25 protein-coding genes and 1 pseudogene are annotated in these 23,772 nt (G+C 76.0%); 13 read left to right on the top strand and 13 right to left on the bottom strand.

What is annotated here, in order from left to right; genetic code table 11:
* The first annotated feature begins 18 nt into the window (after window positions 1-18).
* The 3 genes from KVT14_RS14490 to KVT14_RS14480 all read left to right on the top strand — a co-directional run bounded on the left by KVT14_RS14490 (window position 19) and on the right by KVT14_RS14480 (window position 1,873).
* Window positions 19-990, top strand: coding sequence for an acetylxylan esterase (locus tag KVT14_RS14490; RefSeq protein WP_217616310.1), 972 nt, complete (start codon window positions 19-21; stop codon window positions 988-990).
* 5 nt (window positions 991-995) lie between these two features.
* Window positions 996-1,532, top strand: coding sequence for an alpha/beta hydrolase (locus tag KVT14_RS14485; protein WP_217616309.1), 537 nt, complete (start codon window positions 996-998; stop codon window positions 1,530-1,532).
* 176 nt (window positions 1,533-1,708) lie between these two features.
* Window positions 1,709-1,873, top strand: coding sequence for a hypothetical protein (locus KVT14_RS14480; protein WP_168216972.1), 165 nt, complete (start codon window positions 1,709-1,711; stop codon window positions 1,871-1,873).
* 141 nt (window positions 1,874-2,014) lie between these two features.
* On the opposite strand, the gene KVT14_RS14475 is transcribed toward KVT14_RS14480, so the two are convergent.
* Window positions 2,015-2,386 (bottom strand): nuclear transport factor 2 family protein, encoded by a 372-nt coding sequence (locus KVT14_RS14475; RefSeq protein WP_217616308.1) that lies wholly within the window; start codon window positions 2,384-2,386, stop codon window positions 2,015-2,017.
* Between the two features lie 92 nt (window positions 2,387-2,478).
* Entirely contained in the window at window positions 2,479-3,150 is a 672-nt protein-coding gene (locus KVT14_RS14470) for a response regulator transcription factor (protein ID WP_217616307.1), read from the bottom strand.
* A gap of 87 nt (window positions 3,151-3,237) precedes the next feature.
* Between KVT14_RS14470 and KVT14_RS14465 the strand changes: the two genes are divergently transcribed.
* From KVT14_RS14465 to KVT14_RS14445, 5 genes are all read left to right on the top strand, one after another.
* The gene (locus KVT14_RS14465; RefSeq protein ID WP_217616306.1) at window positions 3,238-4,401 is read left to right on the top strand and encodes a sensor histidine kinase; all 1,164 of its coding nucleotides are present in this window, start codon (window positions 3,238-3,240) and stop codon (window positions 4,399-4,401) included.
* Between the two features lie 253 nt (window positions 4,402-4,654).
* The gene (locus KVT14_RS14460) at window positions 4,655-5,119 is read left to right on the top strand and encodes a hypothetical protein (protein WP_217616305.1); all 465 of its coding nucleotides are present in this window, start codon (window positions 4,655-4,657) and stop codon (window positions 5,117-5,119) included.
* A gap of 78 nt (window positions 5,120-5,197) precedes the next feature.
* On the top strand, window positions 5,198-5,812 hold the full coding sequence (locus tag KVT14_RS14455) for a S24/S26 family peptidase (protein ID WP_217616304.1): 615 nt from the start codon (window positions 5,198-5,200) through the stop codon (window positions 5,810-5,812).
* A complete protein-coding gene (locus KVT14_RS14450; RefSeq protein WP_217616303.1) occupies window positions 5,809-6,897 on the top strand; it encodes a hypothetical protein in 1,089 nt (362 codons plus the stop codon). Before KVT14_RS14455 ends, KVT14_RS14450 begins: the two co-directional genes overlap by 4 nt.
* 268 nt (window positions 6,898-7,165) lie before the next feature.
* A complete protein-coding gene (locus KVT14_RS14445) occupies window positions 7,166-7,603 on the top strand; it encodes a hypothetical protein (protein ID WP_217616302.1) in 438 nt (145 codons plus the stop codon).
* A gap of 24 nt (window positions 7,604-7,627) precedes the next feature.
* On the opposite strand, the gene KVT14_RS14440 is transcribed toward KVT14_RS14445, so the two are convergent.
* Entirely contained in the window at window positions 7,628-8,383 is a 756-nt protein-coding gene (locus tag KVT14_RS14440; RefSeq protein WP_217616325.1) for an SGNH/GDSL hydrolase family protein, read from the bottom strand.
* Between the two features lie 178 nt (window positions 8,384-8,561).
* Window positions 8,562-9,239 carry a uracil-DNA glycosylase gene (locus KVT14_RS14435; protein WP_217616301.1) on the bottom strand — a complete coding sequence of 226 codons (678 nt, stop codon included), beginning with the start codon at window positions 9,237-9,239 and terminating at the stop codon, window positions 8,562-8,564.
* Between the two features lie 134 nt (window positions 9,240-9,373).
* Here KVT14_RS14435 and KVT14_RS14430 point away from each other — a divergent pair, with 134 nt between their 5' ends.
* From KVT14_RS14430 to KVT14_RS14420, 3 genes are all read left to right on the top strand, one after another.
* A complete protein-coding gene (locus KVT14_RS14430; RefSeq protein ID WP_147795504.1) occupies window positions 9,374-9,700 on the top strand; it encodes a DUF3263 domain-containing protein in 327 nt (108 codons plus the stop codon).
* Between the two features lie 95 nt (window positions 9,701-9,795).
* Window positions 9,796-10,425 carry a LytR C-terminal domain-containing protein gene (locus tag KVT14_RS22990; protein WP_217616300.1) on the top strand — a complete coding sequence of 210 codons (630 nt, stop codon included), beginning with the start codon at window positions 9,796-9,798 and terminating at the stop codon, window positions 10,423-10,425.
* A gap of 119 nt (window positions 10,426-10,544) precedes the next feature.
* A complete protein-coding gene (locus KVT14_RS14420) occupies window positions 10,545-10,748 on the top strand; it encodes a cold-shock protein (RefSeq protein WP_217616299.1) in 204 nt (67 codons plus the stop codon).
* Window positions 10,749-10,829: 81 nt separating this feature from the next.
* Here the strand turns inward: KVT14_RS14420 and KVT14_RS14415 are convergent, their stop codons facing one another.
* Complete coding sequence (locus tag KVT14_RS14415) at window positions 10,830-12,119, bottom strand: glycoside hydrolase family 15 (protein ID WP_217616298.1); 1,290 nt, start codon at window positions 12,117-12,119, stop codon at window positions 10,830-10,832.
* 265 nt (window positions 12,120-12,384) lie between these two features.
* Here KVT14_RS14415 and groL point away from each other — a divergent pair, with 265 nt between their 5' ends.
* Window positions 12,385-14,010 (top strand): chaperonin GroEL, encoded by a 1,626-nt coding sequence (groL, locus tag KVT14_RS14410; RefSeq protein ID WP_217616297.1) that lies wholly within the window; start codon window positions 12,385-12,387, stop codon window positions 14,008-14,010.
* Between the two features lie 211 nt (window positions 14,011-14,221).
* On the opposite strand, the gene KVT14_RS14405 is transcribed toward groL, so the two are convergent.
* The 4 genes from KVT14_RS14405 to KVT14_RS14390 all read right to left on the bottom strand — a co-directional run bounded on the left by KVT14_RS14405 (window position 14,222) and on the right by KVT14_RS14390 (window position 17,772).
* Window positions 14,222-14,500, bottom strand: coding sequence for a DUF4031 domain-containing protein (locus KVT14_RS14405; protein WP_217616296.1), 279 nt, complete (start codon window positions 14,498-14,500; stop codon window positions 14,222-14,224).
* Window positions 14,497-15,318: a hypothetical protein gene (locus tag KVT14_RS14400; RefSeq protein ID WP_254630968.1), complete on the bottom strand. Its 822-nt coding sequence runs from the start codon at window positions 15,316-15,318 to the stop codon at window positions 14,497-14,499. Before KVT14_RS14400 ends, KVT14_RS14405 begins: the two co-directional genes overlap by 4 nt.
* Before the next feature lie 85 nt (window positions 15,319-15,403).
* Window positions 15,404-17,044, bottom strand: a complete 1,641-nt coding sequence (locus KVT14_RS14395) for a HAMP domain-containing sensor histidine kinase (protein WP_308161086.1) — start codon at window positions 17,042-17,044, stop codon at window positions 15,404-15,406.
* Window positions 17,041-17,772, bottom strand: coding sequence for a response regulator transcription factor (locus KVT14_RS14390; protein ID WP_147795510.1), 732 nt, complete (start codon window positions 17,770-17,772; stop codon window positions 17,041-17,043). Before KVT14_RS14390 ends, KVT14_RS14395 begins: the two co-directional genes overlap by 4 nt.
* A gap of 79 nt (window positions 17,773-17,851) precedes the next feature.
* On the opposite strand from KVT14_RS14390, the gene KVT14_RS14385 reads away from it, so the two are divergent.
* Window positions 17,852-18,622, top strand: a complete 771-nt coding sequence (locus KVT14_RS14385) for a type 1 glutamine amidotransferase (protein WP_308161085.1) — start codon at window positions 17,852-17,854, stop codon at window positions 18,620-18,622.
* Window positions 18,623-18,697: 75 nt separating this feature from the next.
* Here KVT14_RS14385 and KVT14_RS14380 read toward each other — a convergent pair whose 3' ends face one another.
* From KVT14_RS14380 to KVT14_RS14365, 4 genes and pseudogenes are all read right to left on the bottom strand, one after another.
* The gene (locus KVT14_RS14380) at window positions 18,698-19,462 is read right to left on the bottom strand and encodes a PspA/IM30 family protein (RefSeq protein ID WP_217616294.1); all 765 of its coding nucleotides are present in this window, start codon (window positions 19,460-19,462) and stop codon (window positions 18,698-18,700) included.
* A 42-nt stretch (window positions 19,463-19,504) separates the two neighbouring features.
* Window positions 19,505-21,592 carry a TPM domain-containing protein gene (locus KVT14_RS14375; protein ID WP_308161084.1) on the bottom strand — a complete coding sequence of 696 codons (2,088 nt, stop codon included), beginning with the start codon at window positions 21,590-21,592 and terminating at the stop codon, window positions 19,505-19,507.
* A gap of 70 nt (window positions 21,593-21,662) precedes the next feature.
* Window positions 21,663-23,357: a DNA repair helicase XPB gene (locus tag KVT14_RS14370; RefSeq protein ID WP_217616293.1), complete on the bottom strand. Its 1,695-nt coding sequence runs from the start codon at window positions 23,355-23,357 to the stop codon at window positions 21,663-21,665.
* A pseudogene (locus KVT14_RS14365) lies at window positions 23,354-23,772 on the bottom strand (hypothetical protein); the annotation flags it as partial. The gene KVT14_RS14370 and the pseudogene KVT14_RS14365, both read right to left, overlap by 4 nt.

Raw genomic sequence — 23,772 nt, 5'->3', positions numbered from 1 at the left:
ACCACCGACAGGAGACCCGTGTTCCAGGACCTGCCCGAGCCCGCCCTCTGGGACCACGCGAGCGCGCTGGTGGAGCCCGCCGACCTCGACGAGTTCTGGGCCCGCACCCTCGCCGAGAGCCGCCGGCACGACGCGCCGCCCGTGCTCGTCGCGGAGCCGACCCCGCTGACCACGGTCGACGTCTGGGACGTGACGTTCCCCGGCTTCGGCGGCGACCCGGTGCGCGCCTGGTACCGCCGCCCGGCCGGCGTCGCCGGCCCGCTGCCGGTCGTCGTGCAGTACGTCGGCTACGGCGGCGGCCGCGGCGCGCCGTGGGAGAACCTGCTGTGGTCATCGTCCGGCTTCGCGCACCTGCAGATGGACACCCGCGGCCAGGGCTCCGGCTGGAGCCGCGGCGAGACGCCCGACCCGTGGGGCACCGGCCCGCAGGCGCCCGGCGTGATGACCCGGGGGATCGAGGACCCCGAGACGTACTACTACCGGCGGCTGCTCACCGACGCCGTGCGCGCCGTCGACGCGGCCCGCGCCCTGCCCGGCGTCGACCCGGACCGGGTGGCGGTGGTCGGCGGCAGCCAGGGCGGCGCGATGGCGATCGCGGCCGGCGCGCTCGCGGACGTCTCCGCCGTCGTCGCGGACGTGCCGTTCCTGTGCGACGTCGCCCGGGCCGTCGGGATCACCGACAACCGGCCGTTCGCGGAGGTGGTCGAGTACCTGCGGGTGCACCGCGGCGCGGAGGACCGGGTGCTGCGCACGCTGTCCTACGTGGACGGCGTCGGTCTCGCGCGGCGCGGGCAGGCGCCGGCCCGGTTCTCGGTCGCGCTGATGGACGTGATCGTGCCGCCGTCGACCGTCGTGGCGGCGCACCGCGCGTGGGGCGGGCCGAAGGAGCTGCGGGTCTGGCGGTACAACGGGCACGAGTCCGGCGGGCCGGAGCAGGACCGCGAGGCCGTCGAGTTCGTGGCGCGGGAGCTGGGCACCGGGCCACACTGAGCGCCATGCCCACGCGCGCGATCGTGTTCCACGGCACCGGCGGCCGGCCCGAGAACGTCTGGTACCCGTGGCTGGCAGGCCGGCTGGAGGCGCGCGGCTACGCCGTCGAGCGCCCGGCGTACCCGGAGCTCAACGTCGAGCCCGTCGCGACGTTCCTGCCGCGGGTGCTCGCCGCGCACCGGTTCGACGCCGACACCGTCCTGGTCGGGCACTCCGGGGGAGCGGCGCTGCTGCTGGCCGTGCTGGAGCACCTCGACGCGCCCGTGGCGCAGGCGGTGCTGGTCGCGGGGTACTGGCGGCGGCCGAACGACGCCGAGGAACCGGTGCTGCAGGAGTCGTACGACTGGGAGCGGATCCGCGCGCACGCCGGCGACCTGGTCTACGTGAACTCGGTGGTCGACCCGTACGGCTGCGACGCGACCCAGGGGCGCGAGCTCCTCGACCGGCTGGGCGGCACCCTGGTCGTGCGCGACGACGGGCACTTCGGGGACTGGGACCAGCCCTACCCGGAGTTCGGCCTGCTGGAGCGGCTGGTGCTCTGACGCGGGCGGTGCGCGGCGGCGCGCGGACACTGCGCGGCCCACCGGTGGCCGCGCGGTGTCCGACGGATGGCGGTTCCGCGGCAGGAGGGTGTCAGCACCCAGACGACGGCGCGGGACCGCTCACATCGGGCGGGCGGCGGTCGAACATGGCGGTCGACACCGACTGGAGGCCCACCATGACCGCGACCCTCGCGCGCCGCCCGCTGCACCCGCTCGACCCCGCCGAGCACGCGCCGTCGTGCACCCGCCCCGGCTGGCACCTCGACACGAGCCCGCTGCGGTTCGGGATGGTCGTCGCGCGCTGCACGCTGTGCGGCGCCGTGGAGTGGCGCGAGCGCTGAGCCGCCGGCGCGTCCCGGGCATGAAGAAGCCCTCGGCCGCGCAGGGGGCAGGCGACCGAGGGCGTGGCCCACTCTAGCCAGGTCCGGCCGCCGGGGCCAACCGGCTCACCCGATCGGATGCCAACGATCCCGACCGGTGGGTCAGCCGTCGCTCGCGGTGAAGGACTTCCCCGGCCAGTACGCCCACTCCTCGAAGTGCTCGACCCGTCCGTCCGCGGCGAACCGCAGCACCCACAGGTCCCGGTACTCCTGCGGCTCGTCGCCGCCGTACCGCACCTCCGCGCGCACGACGGCGTCCGCGCCCTCGACGGCGACCACCTGCGCGTCCAGCGTGAACGGCGTCGGGTCCGGCCAGAACTCCTGCACCGCCGCCAGCCCCTCGAGCGCCGGCTCGTAGGGCGAGCGCAGGTACCGCACGCCGTCGGTGAACAGCGTGCCGAGCGACCCGGCGTCGTCCTCCCGCCACGCCCGCTCGTAGGCGGCGACCCAGCCCATGACGTCCGCGCGCTCCATGCGTCCCCCTCGTGGTCGGTGCGGCCGGACCATCGTGCGCCGCGGTGCGGGGCGGCGTCGAGGGGGTGCGCGGTCCGGGGTGCCCGCCGACCTCAGGAGACGGGGCCGGTCTCCTCCAGCAGCCGCAGCGCGGCCGTGACCCGCGGGTTGCGCGACGGGTCGGCGTCGATGCCCAGCGTCGCGTAGATGCCGTTGATGTGGTTCTGCACCGACTTCTCGGTGATCCGCAGCGCCTCGCCGATGCCGGCGTTGGACAGGCCCTGGGCCAGCAGGCGCAGCACGGCGTACTGCCGGTCGGTGAGCCGCGAGACCGCCGAGCCGGCGCGCGGTGCCACCCGATCGAGCAGCGCGGGGTCGAGCGTCGTGCGCCCCTCGGCCGCGGCACGGACGGCGGCGACCAGCGTGGCCGCGTCGGTCGACGAGGTCTTCGACAGGTACGACCAGCCGGCCGCGACGTCCGGGGGCAGGTCGAGGAGCAGGTCCATCGCGTCGTGCGCGGACAGCAGCAGGATGCCGAGGTCGGGCTGGTTCCGGCGCAGCGTCACGCCCAGCGCGATGCCGTTGCCGTCGGGGAGGTCGATGTCGAGCACGGCGACGTCGGCGGCGCCGGGCCGCAGCGCGGCGGCGCCCTCCTTGACGGTGCCCACGGAGGCGACGACGCGCACGTCGTCGGCCGCCCCGAGGGTGAGCTCGAGCATCGACCGGAACAGGGGCTGGTCCTCGACGACCACCACACGGGTCGTTCGGGCTGGGGAATCGGACATCGCGGACAGTATGGTGGCCCGGCCCGCGGAGCGGGCGACGGCACGCGGACGACCCGCGCCCGGACGACCGCGGGAGGACCGCACGCGATGCCCACGGCCCTGACGCGGGACGCCGCCGCGGTCCGCGCCGACCGCCGCACGCTGCTGCTGGCGGCGGGCACGATCATGACGGTCTTCGCGATCGGGGCGGCCGCGCAGACCGCGTGGGTGTACGGCAACCAGGGCGGGATGGTGCCGGTCGGCACCCGGATCCTCGCCAACCTGACGGCCGTCGCGTCGATGCTCGTGATCCTGGCGGTGACCGGGGTGTCCCTGCCCCAGCGCGGGCCGCTCGCCGTCGTCGTGGGCGTGCTCAGCGCGGGCGTGACGGCCTCCGGCGTGCGGTTCGCCTTCCAGCTGCTGCTCGACGTCTACGTGGACCCGTCCCAGCAGGTCATCAGCGCGGAGCTGGCCAGCGGGGCGGTCGTGGCGTGGATCGCCGCCACCATGGGGCTGGCCGCCATGCTGTCCCAGCGCCGGCTGCGCACCGAGGTCGCCGAGCGCGCCCAGGCGCGGCTGCAGATCGAGCTGGCGCTCGCGGCGCTGCAGCACGAGGAGGTGCGGGTCCGGCGCGAGGTCGCCGAGGGCCTGCACGGCAGCATGCAGCAGCGGCTGGTCCTGGTCGTCGCCCGGCTCGACGCGCTGGTCGCGGAGCTCGGGGAGGCGGGCGACCGGCGCGCGGTGACCGCCGAGGACGTCGCCCTCCTGCGCGAGGTGCGCGAGCAGATCGAGACCGTGCGCGAGGCCGACGTCCGGACCACCAGCCGGATGCTCTACCCCGAGCAGCTCGAGGTCGGCATGGTCCCCGCGATCCGCGCGCTGCTCGGGCGCATCCCGCGGAGCGTCAACACCCGGCTGGGCGTCTCGGACGAGGTGCGGGTCGTCGACGACCCCGCGGACCCGCGGCTGACCCGCAGCGAGCGGCTGCTGGCCGTCCGCGTCGTCGAGGAGGCCATCAGCAACGCGCTGCGGCACGGCCAGGCGGAGGTCGTCGACGTGCGCGTCTCCCTGGTCGGCGACGCGCTCGAGGTGCGGGTCTCCGACGACGGCCACGGCTTCGGCGACGACGCGGGGGCGCCCTCGGGGACCGCCCGGCTGGCCGACCGCCTGCGGCTGGTGGGCGGCGACCTCCGCGTCACCTCCGTGCCCGGCGACGGCACCCAGGTGGTCGCTCTCCTTCCGGTGGAATCGATCCGGGGCGCGGCGCTCTGACCTGGGGGGTTCTGTTTTTCACCCACCCGGTTTGTCCGATTCGTCCTGCTAAATGTTGCAAGGTCGGTGTTGACGTGCAGTCACGGGGGTGCTGCCACCCAGGAAGCGCGTTCCGGGGGGTGGCGCGGCGGCCCTAGTGTGCGCGAGCCGCGACCGCCGGGACCCCCTGCTCCGACGACGCGGACCAGCGCCCCCGCCCCCCGGCTCCGCGGGCCGCGCCGGACCCGCCGAGCCGCGCCCGTCCAGGAGTGCCATGTCCGTCGCCACCGCCCCCGCCCCGGCCGCCCCCGCCGCCCCGCGCCGCTCCGTGCGCCGCAAGGTCGTCGCCCTGACCGTCGCCGGCCTCGGCATCGCCGGCCTGGGCCTCGCGTCCGCCGCGCAGCTCAACCTGACCGCCGGCGCGCTCGGCGCGGGCACCACCGTCGTGGCCTCCTGCGACTCCAACGGTGTGGCCGTCGCGTTCACCAACGCGTTCACCACGTCGGTCAAGGGCTACACGGTCAGCCAGGTCACGCTGAACGACGTCGCGGCGGGCTGCCAGGGCCAGACCATCGGGATCGACCTGCTCAACACGGACCCGACCGACGGCTCCACCGGCGCCTCGGTCAGCCACCTCACGGGCACCGTCCCCCAAGGCGGCGGCAGCGTCACCCTCTCCGTCACCGGCTCGGTGAAGGCGGCCGACGTCAAGGGCGTCGCCGTCGTCATCGCGGGCTGACGCGAGCGCACCATCCACGACCGGCCCGCCGAGGCGGCCGGCGCGGGCAGCACGCCTGCCCCGCGCCGGCGCCTCGGCGTGCCCGGGGGCGTCGTCCGGCTGCGCCGGTCCGCGCCCTGGGTGCGGGCCCCGCGGAGCCGGCGCGAGCGCGCCCGGAGCGTGCTCGGCTGGGCCGGCACGGCGGTGCTCGTCGGGGTCCTGGTCTGGTTCGGCTGGCCCAGCACCCTGGGTGGCTGCACGACGCTGACCATCGTCTCCGGCCACTCGATGGAGCCCACCTACTACACGGGCGACCTCGTGGTCTCCCGCTGCGGCACGCCCGCCGCCGGCGACGTCGTGGTCTACACCCCGCCCGGGCTCGAGCGCGGCCGGATCATCCACCGGGTGGTCGGCGGCGACGCCGACGGCGGCTGGGTGATCCAGGGCGACAACAACGACTTCCTCGACCCGTGGCGGCCGCACGCCGCGGACGTGCTCGGCATCGCCCGGCTGCACGTCCCGGGGCTCGGCCGGGTGGCGTCGATCCTGCTTGACCCGCTGGCGTGGGCGTCGCTGCTCGTCGTCGCCGCGGGGGTGCTGCTGTGGCCGTCGCGCCCGGAGCCGGCCGACGCCGCGGGCGCGGACGCGGGAGCCGCCGTCGACGACGTGCCGACCGCCGAGGACGCACGCACGCCCGCGGGGGCGACCCCGTGAGCCCCGCCGCCCGGCGTGCCGCGGCCCCCGCCGCCCTGGTCCTGGCGGTCGTCGCCGTGCTGGCCGCCCTCGCGCTCGCCCCGGCGAGCGCCGCCGGCCTCGCCGTGCGCGGCCCCTCCGTCACGACCGGCAGCGCCGCCCCGTGCGCGGCCACGGCGCTCGGTGCCGCCGCCGGCACCGCGACCGCGTCCGGCACCGCCACCCAGGTGGTGCTGTCCGGCGTCCCGGCGGCGTGCCGCGGCCAGGTCGCCACGCTGCGGCTCTACGCCGCCGACGGCACGGCGCTGGCCACCGCCGACGCCTCCGCGACGCTCGCCGCGTCCTCGACCACCGCCGTGGCCGTCCCGTCCTACGCCGCCACCCGCGTGGCGGGGGTCGCCGTCACCGTGGGCACCTGGTCGCTGCCGGTGACCTGGACCGCGCCCGCCGGCACGGCGAGCGGCCCGGTGACACCCGGCTCGGGCACGACGTTGGGCACGCTCACCTGGTCGCAGCTGGCGTCGTCCGGGACCCAGGCCTGCGTCACGGTCGACGTCTCCGGGGCCTCGGGCACCTCCTGGCGGATCGACCTGCACCTCCAGCAGCGGCCGTTCAACGGGGTCGCCTCGGGGTCCGGGTTCTCGGTCAGCCCGTGGTGGGCCGGGGTGCTCGACCCGACGCCCGTCGACGGCGTGGTCTCCGTCGGCGCCCGGCCGGCGCAGGCGGCCTTCGCGACGGCGTCCGCGACCGTGACCATCTGCCACTACGGCCTGCCTGCGCCCGCGTACGACCCGGCCCTCACGTACACCCAGACCGCCGGCGCGGTCACCGGCACCGGCGCCTGGGCGTGCCAGAGCACCACCGTGCAGGTCGCCGGGACCCCGCAGTTCTACGCGGGCTGGCGCGCGGACGTGGACGTCGCGCCGCTGGTCGCCTGGTTCACCGCCCGCGGGATGCGCGCCGACCTCACGACGCTGACCCCGCAGGGCAACTACACCCTCGCCGCCCGGGGCGGCACGACGTACCGCGTCACCCCGACCGCCTGGGACACCTGGGGCGTCCGCGACGACACCCCGCGCACGTTCCAGCTCTGCGCCCGCACCTGACGCCGCCTGCACCTGACGCCGCCACCGCGAGGGGGTACCCGACACGTCGAGAGGGCATCCAGGGGATAGGCGCTCGACGTGTCGGGTACTCACTCGGCGCGAGGGGGTGCGCGCGTCGGGGGTGCGCGGCGGGCGGGTGAGCCGGGCGCGGGGCGTTCGCCCGTCCGGGTGGAGCGCCGCTCCGGATGCTCAACCGCGCGCCCCGCCCGACGATGGGGGCGCCACAGGTCGACGGATCGACCGGGGCACGTCCACGGAGGGGGCGCCGATGGCGCACGAGCACGTCCGGGCCCGCCGCGCGGCGGGGGTCACGCTGGCGTGGCTGGGCTGCGCCGGCCTCGCGGTCTCGATGGCGCGCGCGATGACCTGGGAGGGCGGCGACGACGCACCCGCGGGCGCGTGCGTGGTCAGCCGGATCTCGGTGGACTACGACGTCGACTACGTCCCGGGCCTCGGCGGCTACGGCGTCGTCGCGACGTCGCTCTCGGACGTGCCGGACGACTGCGCCGGGCGGGAGGTCGCCGTCACGCTGCACGGGGCGGACGACGCCGCGCTCGCGGAGGCGCGCGCGCCGGTGACGGCGCCGACGACCACCGTGCGGGTGCCGGGCGAGCCGGTGCCGGTCGAGCAGCTGGGCGGGGTGTCGCTCGCGCTGGTCACGGACGGCGACGCCGGACCCGGTACGGGGCTGCTGCCCGCCGGCTGACGGTGCGCGCGCCGTCGCCCGGCCTCAGACCTCGGTCAGCGTCGGCAGCTTCGCCCGCCGGGTGTCGCCGGACGACGTGCCGCGCAGCCGCCGGGTCGCCCACGGGTAGGCGTACAGCCGCAGCCACCGGGCGTCCTGGCGCGCCTGCACGGCGCGGGACGGCCGGGGGAGCGGCGTGAGCGGGGAGTCCCAGCCCGGGTCGTCCGGCGCGAGCCCGAGCGCGACGAGCGCCCCCTGCGCGACGCGGGCGTGCGCCTCCGAGGTCAGGTGGATCCGGTCCGGCGCCCACATCCGGATGTCGTGCAGGTGCCGCATGCCCCACAGGTCGAGCACGTGCGCGCCGTGCCGCCGCGCGATCGACCAGATGTGCGCGTTGTAGACGCCGACCCGCGGGCGGGTGGTGGAGACGATCGGGGAGCCGGACGCGTCGAAGCCGGTCGCGAGCAGCACGTCGGCGCCGGTGGCGCGGATCCGGGCGACCGCTTGCTCCAGGCCGTGCGCGAGCCGGTCTGGGTCCGCGGTCGGCCGCAGGATGTCGTTGCCGCCGCCCACGAGGCTGACCAGGTCGGGCTCCATGGCCAGCGCCTCGGGCACCTGGTCGACGACGATCGGGCGCAGCAGCCGGCCGCGGATCGCCAGGTTCGCGTACTGCAGCGGCTCGGCCCCGGCGGCCCGCCGGCGTTCGGACAGCAGCCCGGCGAGCACGTCGGCCCAGCCGCGCACCGGCCCGTCCTCGCCGTGCGGGGTGTCCCACAGGCCCTCGGTGAACGAGTCGCCCACCGCGACGTACCGCCGCCACGGCGGGGCGCCGGCCGGGTCGGGCGTCGTGCCGTCCGGCGTGCTGCGGTGCTGCGTGCTGTCCTGCGTCGGGGCCGTCGCCCCGGCCCCCTCGTGCGTCGTCACCCCCGCAGTGTGCCCCCGCCGCGGCCCGGGGTTCCAGGGAGATCCCCGGGAGGCGTCAGGGCAGCGACCAGTCGACGGGGTCCGCGCCCTGCTCGGCGAGCAGGGCGTTCACGCGCGAGAACGGGCGGGAGCCGAAGAACCCGCGGCTCGCCGACAGCGGGCTGGGGTGCGCGCTCGCGACCACCGGGACGTCCCCGAGCGCGGGGGTCAGCGACTGCGCGTCCCGGCCCCACAGCACGGCCACCAGCGGCCCGCCCCGGGCGACCAGGGCCGCGATCGCCCGGTCCGTGACGGCCTCCCAGCCGCGGCCGCGGTGCGAGGCGGGCTCGCCGGGCCGGACGGTCAGCACGCGGTTGAGCAGCATGACGCCGCGGTCCGCCCAGGGCGACAGGTCGCCGGTGCTCGGCTGCGGCACGCCGAGGTCGGCGCGCAGCTCGGTGAAGATGTTGGCGAGCGACCGCGGCACGGGGCGCACGTCGGGCTGGACGGAGAACGACAGCCCCATGGGGTGCCCGGGCGTGGGGTAGGGGTCCTGCCCGACGACGAGCACGCGCACGTCGGCCAGCGGCCGGGTGAAGGCGCGCAGCACGTCCGGCCCGGCAGGCAGGTAGTCGCGACCCGCGGCGACCTCCGCCCGCAGGAACTCCCCGGCGGCGTGCACCAGGGGCTCGACCGGGGCGAGCGCCTCCGCCCAGTCGGGGGCCACCAGCTCGGACAGGGGTGCGGGCGTCACGGGGCCCGAGGCTAGCGGACCCCGGCGGGCGCTCAGCGGGCCCCGGGGGCTGCCCAGGAGGAATGACACGCCTGTGATTCCGGCCGTACGATGGCGCCGCACGGACGACGGGCGAGCGGGAGGAACGGGCACCGATGGACGCGACGGCGGAGCGCACGGCCGACCGGCCCGCCCTGGTGGCGGTCGAGGGCGGCGCGGACGACGCGGCGACCGGGCTCTCCGAGCGCGACCGCGAGGTGCTGGCGTTCGAGCGGCAGTGGTGGAAGTACGCGGGCGCCAAGGAGCAGGCGATCCGCGAGCTGTTCGACATGTCGGCGACCCGGTACTACCAGGTGCTGAACGCCCTGATCGACGCGCCCGCCGCGCTCGCGCACGACCCGATGCTGGTCAAGCGGCTGCGCCGGATGCGGTCCACCCGGCAGCGCGCCCGCAGCGCGCGCCGGCTCGGCACCGACGCCTGACCGGGTGCCGAGCGGACGGCTGACCGGCCGCTGACCGGCACCGCGGCGCGCCGTGCGTGCCGGGGTGGACAGGCCGAGCCGTTAGCCTGTCCGCCGTGACCAAGGCGAGCGACCGGTACCCCGAGGACGAGTTCGACGCCGAGCCGGCGCCCGACGCGCCGATCGGCGTGCACCGCGCACCCCGCACCTGGTGGAGCCGGTGGTGGCCGTTCGTCGCGGTGGTCGTCCTGGTGCCCGCCGTCACGGTCGGCCTCGTCGCGTGGGCGTCGTCCTGGGACGGGCGCCTGCCCGGGTTCGGCGACTCGACGGAGCCCGCCGCCGCGGCGCCGAGCGAGCCGGAGTCGTCCGCCCCCGCCGAGGAGACCCCTCAGACCGAGGACCCGGGTGCCGAGGCCCCGGTCGAGACCGAGGAGCCGCCCGTCGAGGAGGAGCCGGCCCCCACGGCCGACCTCACCACGGACGTGCGGGTGCTCAACGCGTCGAACCGCTCGGGCCTCGCGGCCGGTGCCGCGGGCGACCTCGAGGACGCCGGGTTCACCGCCGTCACGACCGGCAACGGCAACGCCGGCGGGCTGCAGCAGACGACGGTGTTCTACGGCAGCGCCGACCTCGCGCCGACGGCGCAGCAGGTCGCGGACTCGCTCGGCATCGCGAACGTGGTCGAGGACGCGGGGACCGCGCCCGAGGGCGTCGTCGTCCTCCTGCTGGCGGACTTCGGGCGCTGACCCCTTCCGCAGGTCGGGGGGCGGGGCTAGTCTCGGCCGCGTCGCGGTGACCGCTCTCCAGAACCGGGGGAGGCCACGGCCCCTGCGTCGCACCGATCACGCCTTCTTCAGGAGCACGCATGCCGCAGGGAACCGTCAAGTGGTTCAACGCCGAGAAGGGCTACGGGTTCATCACCCCGGCCGACGGCGGCCAGGACCTGTTCGTCCACTTCAGCGCCATCCAGACCAACGGGTACCGCAGCCTCGAGGAGGGGCAGTCGGTGGAGTTCGAGGTCGGGCAGGGCACCAAGGGCCCGCAGGCCGAGCAGGTCCGCCCGCTCTGAGCCGGTCCGCGCCCTGAGGCGCCGCCGCGGGACCGGGGCACGGCGCCCCGGTCCCGCGCCCGTCTCCCGGCGCGCGTGGCGTCAGCCGTCGAGCGCCGCCACCGCGAGGACCACGCACGCCGCGGTCCAGGCGAGCGGGGCGACGGCCGCGGGCGACCCGTCCGCGAGCACCTTCTCCGGCAGCGCACCCATCGCGGTGCGGTGCGCGTCCAGCCAGGTGAGCCGTTCGTGCGCCTGGACGTCGTCGCCGGTGACGGCCGCGGTCAGCGCGTAGAGCGACGTCTGCGGCGTCCACGAGATGCCGTCCTGCCGCCAGCCGGCGCCCGGGGCCAGGCCGCCCGCGGGGCGCGCCATCGCGGCCGCCGACGCCCGCCAGGCGTCCACCGCCCCGGCGAGCGCCGTCGGCTGGAACGGCGGCAGCACGAACGCGCTCGCCGCGTCGGCCACGCTGCCGCTCGCGTACCGGCCGTAGTCCGAGTCGTCGCCGAACTCCCGCTCGACCGCGGCCCGGGTCCGCTCCGCGGCGTCGCGCGCGTCCTGCGCGGCGGCGACGTCGCCCAGCAGGTCGAGCACCGGCCCCGCGGCCTCCAGTCCGGCCAGGAGGGGCGCCACCGTGCCGAGGGTCAGCTCGTCCTCGGCCACCTCCCAGTAGTCCGGCGACGCCGGCGGCAGCCCGTCGCCCGCGACCAGCGCGACCGCGTGGGCGGCGCCCCGGCGGACCAGCGGCGCGAGCTCGGCCGCCACCGCCGCCTGCTCCGCCTCGGGCGCGGCGGCCATCACCTGGCCCGCCGCCCACAGCGACCAGCCGGTGCCGTCCGTCTGCGGCGCCCGGTCATCCGGCACGGCCCCGGAGCCGTCGGGCAGGTACCGGGCCTCGAAGGACCCGTCCGCGGCCTGCACGCGGGTCAGGAAGCCCAGGACCTCGCGCGCGTCGGCCAGGTGCCCCGTCCGGGCCAGGGCGACGGCCACGAACGACGCGTCCCGCGGCCACACGTACCGCCAGTACGGCGTCCAGGCCGCGACGGCGGCGCCGCCGTCCTGCACGAGCGTGCGCAGGTCCAGCAGCGCGTCGGTGACCATGCCGGCGTACGGCCCGTCCGCGCCGGGGACCGTCCCCGCGGCGAGCCACGCGCGCTGCTCGGCGGCGAGGTCGTCGTCGGCGGTCGTCGCGGGGTCGACCTCGACGCGGGTGCCCTCGTGCAGCAGCGGCTGCCCGCCGGCCGGGACGAGCTCCGGGCCGGCCGGCGTCGCGACGACGCCCTCGCTGTACAGGTCGATCGTGCGGGTGCGCGGGCCGGTCGCGCCCCAGGCGACCAGCCCCGCCGCGAGGGCCGCCAGCACGACGGCGGCGACGAGGGGGCGGCGGTGCATGCCCGGCAGGCTATCCGGCCGGGCCCCGGGGGCGGTCGCGGGTCCGGCGGGCGGCTGTCCGCCGAGGGCGGAGCGCCTTGCACTCGATGGGGTCGAGTGCTAACCATGTGCTTAGCACTCTCGGGTCGAGAGTGACAGAATGACAACCCAGGCCGACCCGGTGAGGTCCGCCGCCCGACGGGACATGACCGCCGGGCCGGCGCGGCCGTCCGTCGCGGGCACCGACCGGCCGAACCACGAGCCAGAGTGAAGGATCGATAGCCCCATGGCCAAGATCATTGCCTTCAACGAGGAGGCCCGTCGCGGCATCGAGCGGGGTCTCAACACCCTCGCCGACACCGTCAAGGTCACCCTCGGCCCCAAGGGCCGCAACGTCGTCCTGGACAAGAAGTGGGGCGCCCCCACGATCACCAACGACGGTGTCTCCATCGCCAAGGAGATCGAGCTCGAGGACCCGTACGAGAAGATCGGTGCGGAGCTCGTCAAGGAGGTCGCCAAGAAGACGGACGACGTCGCGGGCGACGGCACCACCACCGCCACCGTGCTCGCCCAGGCGCTCGTGCGCGAGGGCCTGCGCAACGTCGCGGCCGGCGCCAACCCGATCGCCCTCAAGCGCGGCATCGAGCAGGCCGTCGAGGCCGTCACCGCCGCCCTGCTGGAGCAGGCGAAGGAGATCGAGACCAAGGAGGAGATCGCCGCCACCGCGTCCATCTCCGCCGGCGACACCGCCATCGGCGAGCTCATCGCCGAGGCCCTCGACAAGGTGGGCAAGGAGGGCGTCATCACGGTCGAGGAGTCCAACGCCCTCGGCCTGGAGCTCGAGCTCACGGAGGGCATGCGCTTCGACAAGGGCTTCCTGTCGGCGTACTTCGTGACCGACCCGGAGCGCCAGGAGGCCGTCCTCGAGGACGCCTACGTGCTGCTCGTCGAGTCGAAGATCTCGAACGTCAAGGACCTGCTGCCGCTGCTGGAGAAGGTCATCCAGTCGGGCAAGCCGCTGTTCATCGTCGCCGAGGACGTCGAGGGCGAGGCCCTGGCCACGCTCGTCGTCAACAAGATCCGCGGCACCTTCAAGTCGGTCTCCGTCAAGGCCCCGGGCTTCGGCGACCGCCGCAAGGCGATGCTGCAGGACATGGCGATCCTCACGGGTGGCCAGGTCGTCTCCGAGACCGTCGGCCTCAAGCTCGACACCGTGGGCCTCGAGGTCCTCGGCCAGGCGCGCAAGATCGTCGTCACCAAGGACGAGACCACCATCGTCGAGGGCTCCGGCGACGCCGCCCAGATCCAGGGCCGCGTGAACCAGATCCGCGCCGAGATCGAGAACTCGGACTCGGACTACGACCGCGAGAAGCTCCAGGAGCGCCTCGCCAAGCTGGCCGGCGGCGTGGCCGTCATCAAGGCCGGCGCGGCGACCGAGGTCGAGCTCAAGGAGCGCAAGCACCGCATCGAGGACGCCGTGCGCAACGCGAAGGCGGCCGTCGAGGAGGGCATCGTCGCCGGTGGTGGCGTGGCGCTCATCCAGGCCGGTGCCGTGGCGTTCGAGAAGCTCGAGCTCGTCGGTGACGAGGCGACCGGCGCGAACATCGTGAAGGTCGCGATCGACGCCCCGCTCAAGCAGATCGCCGTGAACGCGGGCCTCGAGGGCGGCGTCGTGGCGGAGAAGGTGCGCAACCTCCCCGCCGGCCAGGGCCTGAACGCCGCGACCGGCGTCTACGAGGACCTGCTGGCCGCGGGCGTCAACGACCCGGTCAAGGTCACGCGCTCCGCGCTGCAGAACGCGTCGTCCATCGCGGCGCTGTTCCTCACCACCGAGGCGGTCGTCGCCGACAAGCCGGAGAAGGCCGCCCCGGCCGCCCCGGACGCCGGCGGCATGGGCGGCATGGACTTCTGAGTCCCGCCGCAGCGGGGCGCGTGAGCGCTCCGCACCGCGCCTGAACGGGCCGGTCACCCTCCGGGGTGACCGGCCCGTTCTGCGTCCGCACCCCCGCGCCGGGCGCCGCGCGTTGCCATCTCGGCGAACCTGCAGAGTCGGACTGTGTGCGACGGGTCGCGCGCAGGCGCACGGTGGAGAGTCGGCGAAGAGGGCTGGCGGGCGGGCGGGGTCAGTGGGTGTGGGGCGGGCGGGCGTGGGCCGGGATGCGCAGGCCGCTCGCGCGCAGGCGGCGGATGAGCTCGCCCGCCGACACCGGGACGGCGCCCAGCGCCACGAGCTCCGCGTGCAACTCGTCCGGGACGTCGTAGTGGTCCAGGTCGAACGCGCGGCGGGGGAGGCCGGCGCGCTCGGCGAACGCGTGCAGCTCGGCCAGCGAGGAGTCGCTCACGAGGTGCGACCAGGACCGGCCGTGCCGGGGCCAGAGCGGCGGGTCGACGAGGACCGTCACGCCCCGGGCCGGACGGGGTGCCGCTCGTCGGCCGGGCGGCCGGGCCGCACCGTTCCGGGCGCGTCGGACGGGCCGGGCGGCTCCGTCGGCGCGGGCGCGGAGCCCTCGCCCGCGGCGTCGCCCGCGGCGTCGAGCTCCGCCAGCACCTTCTCCAGCTTGTGCAGCTCGGCGCCGAGGTTCTGCCGCGCGGGCTCCTCCCACGCCGCGCCCAGCGGGCTGACGAACAGGCTGGGCCGCTTGAGCAGCTTGCGCACGATCCGCTCCCGGGCGCGCAGGTAGTCCTGCACCGGGATGTCGGCGTACTCCTCGCGCACGTCGTGCAGGTACGCCTTGTAGCGCTGCGGCTCGGCGGCCAGCATCGCCAGGTCGGCGTCGCACAGCACCGCGCAGTCGAAGTCGGTCGGGTCGGCGAGGTGCCGCACCAGGGCGATCACCATCTGGTGCACGCGCTCGACGCGCTCGGCGGGCACGCCGAGGTCGGTGAGCTGCTCGCGCGCCAGCCGGGCCGAGGCGACCTCGTCCTCGCCGCCGCGGTTCGCGTACGCCGCGACCTGCCGGCCGTCGAACACGGCGCCGTGGTACCAGGCGGCCAGCCGGACCAGGTCCGGCTCGTGCGTCTCCTCGGCGAGCTCGTCGACCCGGGCCAGCACGTCGGTCAGGTGCCGGAGGTTGTGGTACGTCCGGCCCGGGCCGGTCCACCGCTCCACGAGGTCCGAGCCGACCGCCCGGATCGCGTCCTCGGGTGCGGTCGCTCCCGCCCCCTTCGCGCTGCGGACGAACGCGGACAACAGCCACTGTGGCGCGTCGTAGACGCCCATGGGAACAGCCTCACTGCGACAGACGACCCTGCTCGGACGCGCCATCGTAGACCCATCCGGACGGGGTTCCGCCACGCCGGCGCCGTCAGCCGACCGGGTGGTCCTCGGGCTGGTCGGTGGGCGCCGTCCCACCCGGTCGCCCGCTCGTCGCGGGGAGCGAGACCCGGATCGTCGCCCCGCCGCCGGGGGTCTGCGCGATCGCGACGTCGCCGTGGTGCGCCTCGACGATCGCCGCGACGATCGCCATCCCGAGGCCCGCGCCGCCGCCGGTGCCGTCGCCCTCGCGGGTGCGGCTGGCGTCCACCCGGTAGAACCGCTCGAACACCCGCGCGGCGTGCTCGGGGGCGATGCCGGGGCCGTGGTCGCGGACCTCGAGGACGACGCGGTCGCCGACGCGGCCCACGCCGAGCTCGGCGGGCGTGCCGGCGGGGGTGTGCCGGGCGACGTTGCCGACCAGGTTCGCCACGACCTGCCGCAGCCGCGCCTCGTCGCCGGGGACGACCGTGGTGGGCGGGGCGCCGTCGGGGCCCGGGGCGGCCGCGTCGGGCAGCGGCCCGACCCGCACCTCGCGCGTCGGGTCGATGGCCCGGAGGTCGTGCGCGGCGTCGGTCGCGAGCACCGCCAGGTCGACCGGCTCCGTGCGGCCGGGCCGGTCGGAGTCCAGCCGGGCGAGCGCCAGCAGATCCTCGACCAGCCCGCCCATCCGGGTCGCCGACTGCTCGATGCGCCGCATGGTGTCGTCGACCTGGTCCTTCTCGGTCAGGGCGCCCATCCGGTAGAGCTCGCCGTAGCCGCGGATCGCGGCCAGCGGGGTGCGGAGCTCGTGCGACGCGTCGGCGACGAACCGGCGCATCCGCTCCTCGGACCGGGTGCGGGCGTCGAAGGCGGTCTCGATCTGGGCGAGCATCGAGTTCAGCGCCGCGCCCAGCCGGCCGACCTCGGTGGTCTCCGGGGCCGGCGGGACGCGCTGCGACAGGTCGCCGGCGGCGATCTGGGCGGCGGTGCCCTCGATCTCGCGCAGCCCGCGCAGCGAGCGGCGGACGGCCCAGGTGGCGACGACCGCCCCGATGACGAGGATCGCGACGGCGCTGGTCCAGAGCAGGAACGCGGCCTGCCGGACGGTCTTCTGGACGTCCGCCAGCGGCTCGGCGTACATCACGTACCCGATCGTCGTGCCGTGCAGGCGCATGGGCGCCACGGCGACCCGCCAGGTCGCGCCCCGCTCCGAGCTGCCGACGGTGGTCGTCGTGGTGTGGTCGAGCGCGTCGAGGTCGACCACGGGGAGCCGCGGCGAGCCCTCCGTCTCGAGCGTCGTGCCCTGCGGGGTGAACGTGGTCGACGACCCGAGGATCCGGACGGCGAGGGCGAAGTCGCGGTCGCCCCAGGACTGCAGGGTGACGCCGTCGAGGCTGTTGCCGGCGTCCTGGTAGGCCTTGTACAGGCCCTCGCGGGACGTCTCGGCCTGCACCCGCAGGCGGTCGTCCACCTGCTCGACGAGGAACCCGGACAGGGACGTCGTGGTGATCGCGCCCGCGAACGACAGCCCCAGCGCGAGCAGCGCCGTCGTGATTCCGACGAGCCGCGCGAGCAGGGGCGTCCGCGTCCAGACGTCGCGAACCCGGCGCACCACGCCGTCGGCGAGCCCCTCGCGCGCGGGCCCGGTCTCGGTCGGGGCGTCGCCCGCGGGGCGCTCGGACGTCGCGTGCTCCTCCGACGTCGTCGTCACGACCCGCTCGGGCGGCGCAGCATGTACCCCACGCCGCGCTTCGTCTGGATGAGGGCGTCCACCTTGGAGCCGTCGGGCCGCTCGACCTGGTCGACCTTGCGCCGCAGGTACGAGATGTACGACTCGACGATGTTCGCGTCGCCGCCCCAGTCGTACTGCCACACGTGGTCGAGGATCTGCGCCTTCGACAGCACGCGGCCGGGGTTGAGCAGCAGGTAGCGCAGCAGCTTGAACTCGGTGGGGGACAGGTCGACGACCTGCCCGGCCCGGCGCACCTCGTGGCTGTCCTCGTCGAGCTCGAGGTCCTCGTAGGACAGCACGCTGGCGGACGCGACCTCGGCCTGGGTGCGGCGCAGGATCGCCCGGATCCGCGCGACGACCTCCTCCAGGCTGAACGGCTTGGTGACGTAGTCGTCGCCGCCGACGGTCAGGCCGGTGATCTTGTCGGCGGTGTCGTCGCGCGCGGTGAGGAACAGCACCGGGACGTGCTGGCCCTTGTCGCGCAGCCGCCGGGTGACGGTGAACCCGTCCATGTCGGGGAGCATGACGTCGAGCACCAGCAGGTCGGGCTGCACCTGCTTGGCGAGGCGGAGCGCGGCGCCGCCGTCGGCGGCCGCGTGCACCTCGAAGCCGGCGAAGCGCAGCGAGGTGGCGAGGAGCTCGCGGATGTTCGGCTCGTCGTCCACGACGAGGAGCGTCGCCTCGGGGGTGCGGTCTGCTGCGGTCACGGTCCCAGTGTGCCCCTGGACCCTGGAGGATTCCTGGGAGCGAACTGGTCGTGCCGGGTTCGCGGTACGGTACCGCCCCGTGAGTGCAGCCGATTCTCCCACCGGTTCCCTGACGCCCGTCGTGACCGTCGTCCAGCTCGACGCCGCGGTGCCGCTCGACCGGTTCGCCGACCACCTCGACGGGGTGGACGTCCGCCTGGTCCGCGCGTACGCGGGCGAGGAGCCCGGCGACGCCGACCGCCTCGACGGCCTGATCGTCCTCGGCGGGAACATGTCCGCCCACGACGAGCACGAGCCCGGCATCCCCGCGACCCGCGCCCTGCTCGCCGACGCCGCGCGCACCGGCGTGCCGACGCTCGGCATCTGCCTGGGCGCGCAGCTGCTCGCGGTCGCCACCGGCGGCCGGGTGGACGTCGCCGCCCCTCCCGGGCGCGAGGCCGGGGTCGTCGACGTGCGCTGGCGCCCCGAGGCCGCGGCCGACCCGCTGCTCGGCCCGCTGGCGGCCGACGCCGAGCGCGCCGGGACCCGCAGCACCCCGATGCCGACCATGCACGCGGACGCGGTCGTCGACCTGCCGCGGGACGCCACCTGGCTGGCCGCCTCGCGCGTCTACCCGTACCAGGCGTTCCGGATCGGCGACTCCGCCTGGGGCGTGCAGTTCCACCCGGAGGCCTCGCCCGAGCTGATGGACGCCTGGTCCGCGGACGCGGGCGACGCGCCGGAGGAGCGGGCCGCGATCGCCGAGGCCGTCGCGGCGGCCGACGACGTGGTGCGCGCCGAGGGCGCGCGGATCGCGCGGGCGTTCGCCGGCCTGGTGGCGGTGCGATCCGTGGAGCGCACCGCCGCCTGACCCCGGACGACGCGACGGCCCGGCACCCCCTGCGAGGAGGGTGCCGGGCCGTCGTGCGTGCGGGGCGCGGGCGGCTCAGGCCTCGATCTGCGGCGTCACCGGGGTGCTGCCGAGCTGCTGCGGCTGGCCGCCGCCCTTGAGCGCGGCGAGCCGGGCCTCGATCTCGATCTGCGCGCCGTCGGCCTCGAGCTCGGCGAACTGCGAGTCGAGCGAGGACGCGGCGATCTCCGCCTGGCCCATCGCGAGCGCCTCCTCGCGGCGCACCTTCTCCTCGAACCGGGCGAGCTCGCTGGTCGGGTCGAGCACGTTGATCGACGAGATCGCGGTCTGCACCGTCTGCTGCGCCTGGGCCGACTTCTGACGGGCCACCAGGGTGTCGCGGCGCTGCTTGAGCTGGCCGAGCTTGTCCTTCATCTGCGCCAGGCCGGACTTGAGCTTGTCGACCGTCTCGCGCTGCGAGGCGATCAGCGGCTCGGCGTCGCGGACCTCGCCCTCGGCGGCGATCTGCTTGCCGAGCGCGACCTTGGCCAGGTTGTCGAACTTGTCGGCGTTGGTGGCGTCGCCGGCCTGGCGGTACTGGTCGGCGCGCGCGGAGGCGGCGAGGGCCTTGCTGCCCCACTCGCGGGCCGCGGCGACGTCCTCGTTGTAGTCCTGCTCGGCGAGGCGCAGGTTGCCGATCGTCTGCGCGATGGCCTTCTCGGCCTCGGCGATCGAGTTCGTGTAGTCCCGGACGAGCTGGTCCAGCATCTTCTGCGGGTCCTCGGCCTGGTCCAGCAGGGCGTTGATGTTCGCCCGCGCGAGCTGGGTGATCCGGCCGAAGATGCTCTGCTTCTCGGTCATCGCCTGGTGCCTCTCTCGTGTCTTGCGTCTGCCGAACATGTCCTAGAAACCGCCCCCGCGGCCACCGCCGCCGAAGCCGCCACCGCCACCGAAGCCGCCGCCGCGACCGCCGCCGCCGAAGCCGCCGCCACCGCCGCCCCAGCCACCGCCGTGCGCGCCGCCGCCGCCCCAGCCGCCGCCACCGCCGCGCAGGATCGAGTCGATGAGGATGCCGCCGAGCACCATGCCCCCGATGTCGCCCAGCCCGCCACCGCCGCCGCGGTTGCCCGGGCCACCGCGCCGCTGCTGGTCGTACCAGTCGACGTCGCGCTGCGCGAGCTGCTGCGCCTCCCGCACGAGCCGGTCGGCCTGCTGCGCCTGGCCGAGCGCGGCCTCGGGGTCGGTGTCCCGCTGGTCGACGGCGGCGCGGAACATCCGGCCCGCCTCGGCCAGCCGGGTGCGCGCCTCGGGGCCGACGGCGCCGCGCCGGGTCTCGATGTAGTCGGTGGTGCCGCGCAGCGCGGAGTCGACCCGGCCGAGCGTCTGGTCGAGCAGCTGGCGGGCGCGGCCCGCGCGGTCCTGCGCCTCGCGCATCGGGGCGAGCGCGCGGTCGATCGCGGCCTCGGCGTCGGTGAGCGCGGCCAGCGCGGCCAGCGGGTCGCCGTCGCCCGAGCGCGCGGCCCGGCCGGTGGCGATCGCGGCGCGCGCGGCCTGGGCGCGGGCGGACACCTCGGGGTGCCGCGGGGCGAGCCGCTGGGCGTCGTCGACGTCGGACGAGATGGACGCGATCGCCGCGTCCAGGCGCGAGCCGATGGTGGCGAGCTCGGTGCCGGCGCGGTCGACGGCGTCGAGGAGCTTCGTGACCTGGCCCAGTGCCTCCTCCGCGGCGCGGGCGTACCGGACGGCGACCCCGCGGTCCCCGCCCGCGATGGCCGCGCGGCCCTGCTCGATCGCGGTGCCGACCTCGGCCAGCAGCGCGAGCGCCTGGTCCGGGTTGCCCTGCACCGAGGTGAGCGCGTCCGCGGGGTACTGGGCGGCGAGCGTGCCCAGGGTGGCGCGGGCCGCCTCGACCCGGGCGCGCAGCTCGGTCGCGGTCCGCTCGTGGGCGTCCAGGGCCTCGCCGGCGCGGGACTCGACGTCGCGGAGCCGGTCGAACGCGTCCTTCTGGGCGTCGAGCGCCGCCGACGCGGAGCCGACCATGTGCAGGATGCGGGTCGCGGTCTCGCGGACCTGCGGCTCGGTGTCCGGGACGTCGTCGTCGAGGGTCTGCCGCAGGCGGAACGCCTCGGTCACGTCCGCCTTGGCGCGGGTGAGCACCTGCTCGAACTCGCGGGTGGCGTCCGGCCCGAACTGCGCCTGTGCGAAGCCGAGCTCCTGCTCCGAGGCGCGCAGCGCGTCGTCGATGCCGACCAGCGCGGAGGCCGACCGGCGGTCGAGCTCGGCGGTCGGCAGCGCGGCGAGCTCGCCGGCCGGGCCGCCGGGGACCTGCGGGCCGCCCGGGAACCGCCCGGGGGTGCCGGCGGCGATCTTCTGCCGGGACGCGCGGCGGCGCGACGACGCCCAGGCCACCGCGGTGATCGCGGCGATCACGACCAGCCCGCCGACGAACAGCCAGCCCAGCGCGGAGCCGCCGCCCCCGCCGGTCGCGGCCTCGCGCACCCCGTCGGCGGCGGTCACCGCGGCGCCGGCCCAGTCGTCCTCGCTCAGGTGGTCCTCGACGTCCGCGGCGATCCGGTCCAGGTCGCCGCCGGACAGGCCGGGGACCTCCTGCGGGGCGAGCACGTAGGACCGCTGGTCCGTGGCGACGGCGAGCACGAGGTCGTTCGAGCCCAGGCCGGTCAGCTCGGCGGTCTGGTCCACCCAGGAGATGCGCTCGGTGCTGAACTCGTCCACGTACACGACGTACAGCTGGTACTGCGTCTCGTCCGACAGCTGGTCCAGCGCCGCCTGCACGGTCGCCTCGTCGCCGCCCGACAGCGCGCCGACCTGGTCGGTGATCTCGCCGGTCAGGGCCTGCGGGTCGGCCGCGGCGAGCGGCGGCGCGGCGGGCACCGCGGCCACCGCCGGGGCGGCCCCGGCGAGCAGCGGGGCGGCGAGCAGCGCGGAGAGGAGCGGGACGGCGGCTGACCAGCCACGGGACGACGACGGCACCCGACGATCCTTTCTCAGGGCGTGCACCCCTCGCAACGAGGGGCGCACGCGCCGGGTTCCCGTCAGCGCGTCAGGCCGGCTCCTCCGTCGCCTGCTCCAGGTCCTCCGCGTCGACGATCCGGTACGCGTACCCCTGCTCGGCGAGGAACCGCTGCCGGTGCGCCGCGAAGTCCTGGTCGACGGTGTCCCGCGCGACCACGGCGTAGAAGTGCGCGGTGCGGCCGTCGCCCTTGGGGCGCAGCAGCCGGCCGAGGCGCTGGGCCTCCTCCTGGCGGGAGCCGAACGACCCGGACACCTGGATGGCGACCGACGCCTCGGGCAGGTCGATCGAGAAGTTCGCGACCTTGGACACCACGAGCGTCGAGATCTCCCCGGCGCGGAACGCGTCGAACAGCCGCTGCCGCTCGGTCACGGACGTCCCGCCGGTGATGACCGGGGCGTCGATGTCCGCGGCGAGCTCCTCGAGCTGGTCGATGTACTGGCCGATGACCAGCAGCGGCTCGCCGCGGTGCTTCGCCACCAGCCGCTTGACCACCTCGGTCTTGCCCGGGGCGCTGGCCGCGAGGCGGTACTTGTCCTCCGGCTCGGCGGTCGCGTAGAGCATCCGGTCGCGCTCGGGCAGGGTCAGGCGCACCTCGACGCAGTCGGCGGGCGCGATGTAGCCCTGCGCCTCGATGTCCTTCCACGGGGCGTCGTACCGCTTGGGGCCGATCAGGCTGAACACCTCGTCCTCGCGGCCGTCCTCGCGCACCAGGGTGGCGGTGAGGCCGAGGCGGCGGCGCGCCTGGAGGTCGGCGGTCATCCGGAAGATCGGCGCCGGCAGCAGGTGCACCTCGTCGTAGACGATGAGGCCCCAGTCGCGGGCGTCGAGCAGCTCGAGGTGCGGGTAGATCCCCTTCCGCTTGAGCGTGAGGACCTGGTAGGTCGCGATCGTGACCGGCCGGATCTCCTTGCGGGAGCCCGAGTACTCGCCGATCTCGTCGGGGGTCAGCGAGGTGCGCCGGATCAGCTCGTCCCGCCACTGCCGCGCGGACACGGTGTTGGTGACGAGGATCAGCGTGGTGGTCTTGGACCGGGCCATCGCGGCCGCGCCGACCAGCGTCTTGCCGGCACCGCAGGGCAGGACGACGACGCCGGAGCCGCCGTGCCAGAACCCGTCCGCAGCCTCCGCCTGGTACGGCCGCAGCTGCCACGGGCGCGGGGCGCCGTCGGTGCCCACGTTCGACTCGCCGGACGTGTCGAGGTCGATCGGGTGCGCCTCGCCGTCGACGTAGCCCGCGAGGTCCTCGGCGGGCCAGCCGAGCTTGAGCAGCGCCTGCTTGAGCGTGCCGCGCTCCGAGGCGTGCACGACGACGTCGGTGTCGTCGATCCGCTCGCCGACCAGGCCGGCGGTGCGCTTGGACCGCAGCACCTCGGCCAGCACCGCGGCGTCGAGCGCGTGCAGCACCAGGCCGTGCACGGGGTGCGCGACGAGCTGGAGCCGCCCGTACCGGGACATGGTCTCGGCGACGTCGACCAGCAGCGCGTGCGGCACCGGGTACCGCGAGTACTCCAGCAGCGTGTCGACGACCTGCTCGGCGTCGTGCCCGGCGGCCCGGGCGTTCCACAGGCCCAGCGGGGTCAGCCGGTAGGTGTGCACGTGCTCGGGCGCGCGCTCGAGCTCCGCGAACGGGGCGATCGCGCGGCGGCAGGCCTCCGCCTGGTCGTGGTCGACCTCGAGCAGGAGGGTCTTGTCGCTCTGGACGATCAGGGGTCCGTCGGTCATGCGGTGTCCGTCCTCCGGGGGTCGGCTGCTGCGTCGTCGTCGGCGGCCGGCTCGGCATCCGCCGCGTCGACCGGGGTGACCGCGGCGACGCGGTGGGCCGCGACCACGATCTCGGCGTCCCGGGCGGTGTCCACCACGCGCACCCGTCCGCCGTCGACCCGGACCGGCAGCACCCGCCGCCGCTCCAGGGCGCCGCGCGAGCCGACCACGTCCAGCCACACCTCGGTGTGCCCGGCGGCCGCCTCGCGCAGCAGCCCCAACGCCTCGGCGGGGTCGGCTGTTCCCGCGGCGGGGCGCGAGCCGCCGCGGGTCCCCGTCGTGGGGCGGTCGGCGCGCGCGGCCGCGGTGGCCGCGGCGACGCCGGAGGCGCGGTCGCGCAGCGTGGGGGAGCCGTCGGCCCCGGCCCGTGGAGCGG

The sequence above is a fragment of the Cellulomonas sp. GbtcB1 genome (genome assembly GCF_019091725.1).
In the GTDB taxonomy this organism is placed as follows: domain Bacteria; phylum Actinomycetota; class Actinomycetes; order Actinomycetales; family Cellulomonadaceae; genus Cellulomonas.
The sequence above is the reverse complement of the archived record's forward strand: the minus strand, read 5'-3'. Positions and strand labels throughout refer to the sequence as shown.